The sequence below is a fragment of the Armatimonas sp. genome (genome assembly GCF_043760365.1).
Classification (GTDB): Bacteria; Armatimonadota; Armatimonadia; order Armatimonadales; family Armatimonadaceae; genus Armatimonas.
In genome coordinates this window covers 1-6,056 of the sequence record NZ_JAYUPA010000170.1, presented here as the reverse complement: position 1 = coordinate 6,056, position 6,056 = coordinate 1, and the positions used below count along the sequence as shown (strand labels likewise).

5 protein-coding genes and 1 pseudogene are annotated in these 6,056 nt (G+C 51.6%); all 6 read left to right on the top strand.

The window, feature by feature from the left end; translation table 11 throughout:
• Positions 1 to 648: class I SAM-dependent methyltransferase (locus ACH2EH_RS04255; protein ID WP_395139263.1), on the top strand; the 648-nt coding region annotated here is incomplete at its 5' end.
• Positions 649 to 678: 30 nt separating this feature from the next.
• Positions 679 to 2,688 (top strand): excinuclease ABC subunit UvrB, encoded by a 2,010-nt coding sequence (gene uvrB, locus ACH2EH_RS04250; RefSeq protein WP_395139261.1) that lies wholly within the window; start codon positions 679 to 681, stop codon positions 2,686 to 2,688.
• Positions 2,689 to 2,829: 141 nt separating this feature from the next.
• Complete coding sequence (locus tag ACH2EH_RS04245; protein ID WP_395139260.1) at positions 2,830 to 3,792, top strand: ATP/GTP-binding protein; 963 nt, start codon at positions 2,830 to 2,832, stop codon at positions 3,790 to 3,792.
• Positions 3,789 to 4,556 (top strand): hypothetical protein, encoded by a 768-nt coding sequence (locus ACH2EH_RS04240; RefSeq protein WP_395139258.1) that lies wholly within the window; start codon positions 3,789 to 3,791, stop codon positions 4,554 to 4,556. The genes ACH2EH_RS04245 and ACH2EH_RS04240 overlap by 4 nt, the downstream gene beginning before the upstream one ends.
• A 134-nt stretch (positions 4,557 to 4,690) precedes the next feature.
• Positions 4,691 to 5,050 carry a hypothetical protein gene (locus ACH2EH_RS04235; RefSeq protein ID WP_309692271.1) on the top strand — a complete coding sequence of 120 codons (360 nt, stop codon included), beginning with the start codon at positions 4,691 to 4,693 and terminating at the stop codon, positions 5,048 to 5,050.
• Positions 5,051 to 5,279: 229 nt separating this feature from the next.
• Positions 5,280 to 6,056, top strand: a pseudogene (locus ACH2EH_RS04230) (TonB-dependent receptor); the annotation flags it as partial.

The following is a 6,056-nucleotide window of genomic DNA, read 5'->3' as shown; positions in this document are numbered from 1 at the left end:
ACGACGAGCCTGGCGGAAAAGAAGGCACGCTTAGTTTTTGCGAGCTTTGAGAAAGAGCCGGTGATATCGCCGTATCCCTTGGAAGTGGCAATTGAGGGATTCGCACACCCGTTTACAAACCACTCGAATCTCTTCAGTCGTGAGAAGCTTGACTTCGGGACGAAGTTCTTTCTGGCACGGATCCCCCAAGGCGAGTACGCGAAAATTTTAGATCTTGGCTGTGGAAATGGCATTATTGGAATTGCGGCCAAGCAGCGCAATCCCGCTGCACAGATTATCTTCAGCGATGAGTCGCGGATGGCCTTGCAGAGTGCCCAAATAAACTACGCCAAGTTCTTCCCTGATGATACTTCCGCTGGGTTTGTTTGGACCAACGGCTACGAAGACCAGGAGCGTGAGTCGCTGGATCTTGTGCTCTGCAATCCGCCGTTTCACCAGGAAAAGACGATCAGTGATCAGATTGCCTGGCAGATGTTTGTGGACGCGCAGCGGGCGCTGAGAGTGGGCGGGACCCTCCGCGTGGTTGGGAACTCGCACCTGGGCTACCACCTGAAGCTCAAGCGCATCTTTGGCAACAGTAAGATTGTTACTCTCAACGAGAGATTTATGATTGTGGACGCCGTCAAGTCCGCCCGAGTGGTACAATAGCGAACCATTGTTTGTTGGGGCGGAGGGCACATGCCAAAGGGAAGTGGACGGTTTGAGTTTGTGGGGCCGGCACCCGCGGGCGATCAGCCAAAAGCGATTGCACAGCTTGTCGAGGGGCTAAATCAGGGCGAAAAACGCCAGACACTGCTGGGAGCCACGGGCACAGGGAAGACGATCACCATTGCGAAAGTGATCGAGCAGGTGCAACGTCCCACTCTGGTGATGGCGCACAATAAAACGCTCGTGGCGCAGCTCTGCACCGAGCTGAAAGAGTGCTTCCCAAATAATGCGGTCGAGTACTTTGTCAGCTACTTCGACTACTACCAGCCCGAGGCGTATATCCCGCAGACCGATACGTTTATCGAGAAAGACAGCTCGGTCAACGAGGAGATCAATCGCTTGCGCCACTCGGCGACTCAGGCGATTCTCTCGCGGCGCGACACGATTATTGTGGCATCGGTCTCGTGTATCTATGGGCTGGGCTCACCCAAAGAGTACAAAAATAAGCTGGTCTGGTTTGAAGTGGGCCAGGACTGCGATAGAGACGAGATTCTCCGCCGCCTGGTGAGTATGCAGTTCTCGCGCAACGATGTCGCGCTGACACTGGGCACTTTTCGCGTCAAAGGTGACACCCTGGAGATCCAGCCCATCAATGAGGAGATTATCTATCGAATTGAGTTCGACTGGGACACCGTGCGCCGCATCAGCTCCATTGACCCGGTGACCGGCGAGACACTGAGCGAGCGCGATGAGCTCTCGATCTTTCCCGCGACACACTGGGTGAGCGACCCGGAGAAAATCGAGGGGATTATCACCAAGATCGAGACCGAGATGGAGGCACAGGTCAAGAAGTTTGAGGCCGAGGGGAAGCTCATCGAGGCGCAGCGAATCCGCCAGCGCACGAACTTTGACATGGAAATGGTGCGTGAGATGGGGTTTTGCTCAGGGATTGAGAACTACTCCCGCTGGTTCGATGAGCGTGATGCGGGCTCCGCGCCCAATACGCTGATGGAGTACTTCCCCGATGATTTTTTGATTGTCCTCGACGAGAGCCACCAGACCATTCCACAGCTCAATGCAATGTACGCCGGAGATAAAAAGCGCAAGGAAACGCTGATTGAGTACGGGTTCCGGTTGCCATCGGCTGCCGATAACCGTCCGCTGCGCTTCCAGGAGTTTGAGAAGCAAGCCGCACAGATGATCTTTGTCTCCGCGACGCCCTCGCCCTACGAGCGCCAGCACTCCGAGCGCATCGCCGAGCAGATTATTCGTCCGACGGGGCTTGTGGACCCAACCATTATTATTCGCCCCAGCAAGGGCCAGATAGACGATCTGATCGGGGAGATTCGGGATCGCATCGAGAAGCACGAGCGCATTATTGTCACGACGCTCACCAAGAAAATGGCCGAGGATCTTACGGAGTATTTAGTGGAACTGGGCATTAAAGTCCAGTACCTGCACTCTGATGTCCATACTTTAGAGCGCTCCGAGATTCTGCGTGATCTACGGCTCGGTGTCTATGATGTGGTTATCGGCATTAACCTACTGCGCGAGGGGTTAGACTTACCTGAAGTCTCGCTGGTCGCGATTCTCGATGCCGATAAAGAGGGCTTCCTGCGCTCCGAGACGAGCCTCATCCAGACCATTGGCCGCGCCGCCCGAAACTCCGAGGGGATTGTGCTGATGTACGCCGATAACATCACCGGCTCGATGCAGCGCGCCATTGACGAGACCGACCGGCGGCGTGCCATTCAAGTGGCGCACAACACCAAGCACGGCATCACGCCCACCACGATCAAGAAAGCCATCCAGGATGTCTTAGCGGCCAAGCAAGTCGCCGAGGCCAAGAGCTACTACAAAGTTGCCAAAGATGCCGCCCCCGAAACGCTCCCGCTCGATCAGCTTCTACTGGCGCTCACGGACATGGAAAAAGAGATGAAGCAAGCCGCGAAGAACTTAGACTTCGAACACGCCGCCTTGCTCCGTGACGAGATGAGCCGCTTAAAGAAGCTCTTGCCAACGGAGATGAAGCGGAAGTAGGGCAGCCCACAGGAACGTGGGGCGCACGCTCCGCTCCTGGCCTTCGGCCTTAAAGTCGCTCCGCGACATCGTGGCGGTACGCCAGAAGCGAAGCGTGACCCCGACCTTCACGTCGAGGGGATTTTAGGATATAACACAGCCATGATTACCTCGATTGAGATTGAAAACCTGCGCGGGATTGCTCACGGTAAGCTTGAAGGTTTGACCAAACTTACTGTACTTATTGGGCCAAACGGAAGTGGTAAGAGTAGTATTTTAGATGCTATATGGATTTTTACTAGTTCTCAGCCCGGATTAGTTATGCAGAGCACTATGGAAAGACATTCAGGGACTGGAAATAATAGAAAATGGTTTCTTTATAAAGGAAATAAAACAAATAAAATGAATATACGAGGTGATATATTAGTAGATGATATTAAAACAGAAAGAAATATTGGTTTTGAATATAATCTACAGCAAGATAATGTAGCAGGAGTGATTTTGGATAATGGGAATGTAGTAGGTCATGTTAATCCTGGATTTAATAAACCGATAAAAAATAATCCTATAATGGATGTGAAAATGATTGGGAAGTTTTCGGGATTATCTCAGCCAAATATTCATGATTTATTTTCAGAAATGGATATAGTAGGTCGCCAAAATGAAGCTGTAGAAATCATTCAAAAAATAATGCCGAATATTAAAGATGTGAAAATATTAACAGAGAATGGTTCTCCATTTTTATTTGTTTCTTATCCCGATTATAGTGTGCCGGTAGCAATTTCTGGGGATGGTGTTTATTCACTTATCCAACTTGGATTGGAATTAGCTCTTCGATCTGGTGGGATTGCTTTACTGGAAGAACCTGAGATTCATTTACATCCAGCAGCTATTCGTGAAACGGCAAAGGTAATCTGGGGAGCAGTTCGTCGTGGAGTCCAAGTAATTTTGACAACGCACTCGATAGAATTGATTGATGACCTGCTTAAATTTTCGAGTGAAGAAGAAATTGATAAACTTAGTGTGTTTCGTGTAAAGCTTGATGATGGAGTATTGAAAAGTAGTCGGATTTCGGGGGCAGATGTAGAGTTTGCTCGGCATCAGATTGGAGATGATCTTCGATGAACGAGCGTGAATCTATTATCATTTGCGAAGGTTTTTATGACCGTGCATTCTGGCATGGCTTGTTAGTTCATCAGTTCGCTTGTAAAGATAAACGTATGTCTGGCCCTTGGGGAGATCCAAAAGGTGGGGGGATATATGGATTGTATTCCCCTTCCAAGTTTCCATTACGAATTCAACCGATCAGTCAGCAACCAGAACGGCAGACAGGGGAGAAGAAAGAAAATCCTGTTTTTCGGGAAGCACGGCGACTTCTTACAGGACGTGAGACGAAACCACTCAAGCATCTTATAATCAATGTTGATCCTGATACGGAAGAAGTTAGTCAGAGAGCAAAACAGATACATGCAGAGCAACTTCTTCGGTTTATGCAAGGCATTATCCCTGATGCGCATACAGAAACAAATGGCGATGTGTTACTGGATGAAGATGCTACCCGAGTTTCTCTCGTCGCATGGCGAGTCGATTCTGACGCACACTCCTCGGTTCCTATTAAACAGACACTAGAGCGTTTAGTTTCGGCAGCTATATCGTCTGCCTACCCGCATCGTGCGGAGAATGTGAAAGATTGGCTAGCTAGCCGAATAGATCCTCCGCAGCATAGTCCTAAAGAAGTAGCTTGGTCTTATATGGCAGGATGGTTTGCAGAGAGTGGTTGTGAGCGATTTCTAAAGGATGTTTGGAATGATCCAAGTGTTGTCGCAGGATTTAAAAGAATTTTGGAAGAAAATGGCTCATGGGAGAAGATTATTCAATTTGCTGAATGATTTGTAGGAGTCAGGAAAATGATCTTGGAGATTCTAAAATTTCTGTAGGAATTCTAGAATAATCCTAGGAGTTTTGATAAAATCGTGTAGGTGGGAAATGAATCCTGCCAGTTGCAGAGTAAAGGAGCTAGTTTATGGCACGTCCACGTAGTACCAGTACTATCCTTGATAGTGCGAAGCAGCGCCTCGAAGCGCTCAAGAATATTGACCCCAATTTGGATTTTGGGGGAGGCGTGAGTGTTGCGACTCTCACCGCCGCAGTAGACGGAACCCAGACCAAGCAAACTGCCTATAATGACACGGCAAGCGAGCTGACGGCACGCGCCATTGATCTCGACGATGCTCTGGAGCTGCTACGACAGCTTGACAGCCGAGTGCTTTCCGGTGTGGCTGCGGTCTATGGGCGCAATAGCAAGGAATACGGGATGGTCGGCGGAACACGCACCAGCGACCGCAAGCCCGCTCAGCGCAAACCCAAAGAGCCCACCCCCTAACCCCTGCCCGGCGGGGGGACAATAAGGTATCGGTATCGGAGGCCCATTCATGGGTCTTGTCGGGCGCGAAGCGCCGCTCATAACCCGCTACGCGGGCGGGCCGCTTTAGCCGCCCGTTTCCCGCCCGGACGCGTAACCCCATCCGTTCATCGGGTAAAATAGGAACGCAAGGCCCACGATGACGTTTGTACATCGTGGGCGTTTTTGTTTTTGGGGAGGCAGCAGGATTATGGATCAGAACACGGCGCGGCGCGGGGCGGAGACGCAGCAGAAGGCGCTGGAGATCAATCTCACGGAGCGGCTCTACGGGACGTTTGCGGAGATCGGTGCGGGTCAGGAAGTGGTGCGCTGGTTCTTTCAGGTGGGCGGCGCGGCGGGAACCATTGCGAAGTCCATCTCGGCGTATGACATGACCGTCAGCGATGCCATCTACGGATCGTCGCCGCGCTATGTCTCCCGCGAGCGGCTCCAGACCATGCTCGACTATGAGTTTAACCTGCTGCGGGAGCGTCTTAGCCCGTTGCGTGGCCCCACGACTGACTTCTTTGTTTTCTCCGATACCGTCGCTGCCAGAAACTTTCATGGTACCAATGAGTGCCACGGCTGGATGGGGGTCAAGTTCCAGCGCCCGTTTGAGCTAGAAGCCAGTCAGGTTGTCATTCATGTGCGCATGCTCGACACCGACAATATCAGCCAGCAAGAGGCTCTGGGTATTGTTGGAGTTAATCTGATCCATGGCGCACTGTTGCACTTCGACAACCCGGACTTGATCCTGCGTGAGCTGCTCGATAGCCTGACGGCAGAGCGTGTCGAGGTGGACATGGTCAAGTTCAGTGGTCCCGCGTTTTTGGAGATAGATCACCGGCTCATGGCACTGAAGCTGGTGCAGCTAGAGCTCTCCAATGCGGCGCTCTTCTCTGCGGATGGGGAAGTTCTCCAGCCGTCGGAAGTGCTGCGTAAGAAGCGTATTCTCGTGGAGCGTGGCTCGTTTCGGCCCGTGACACAT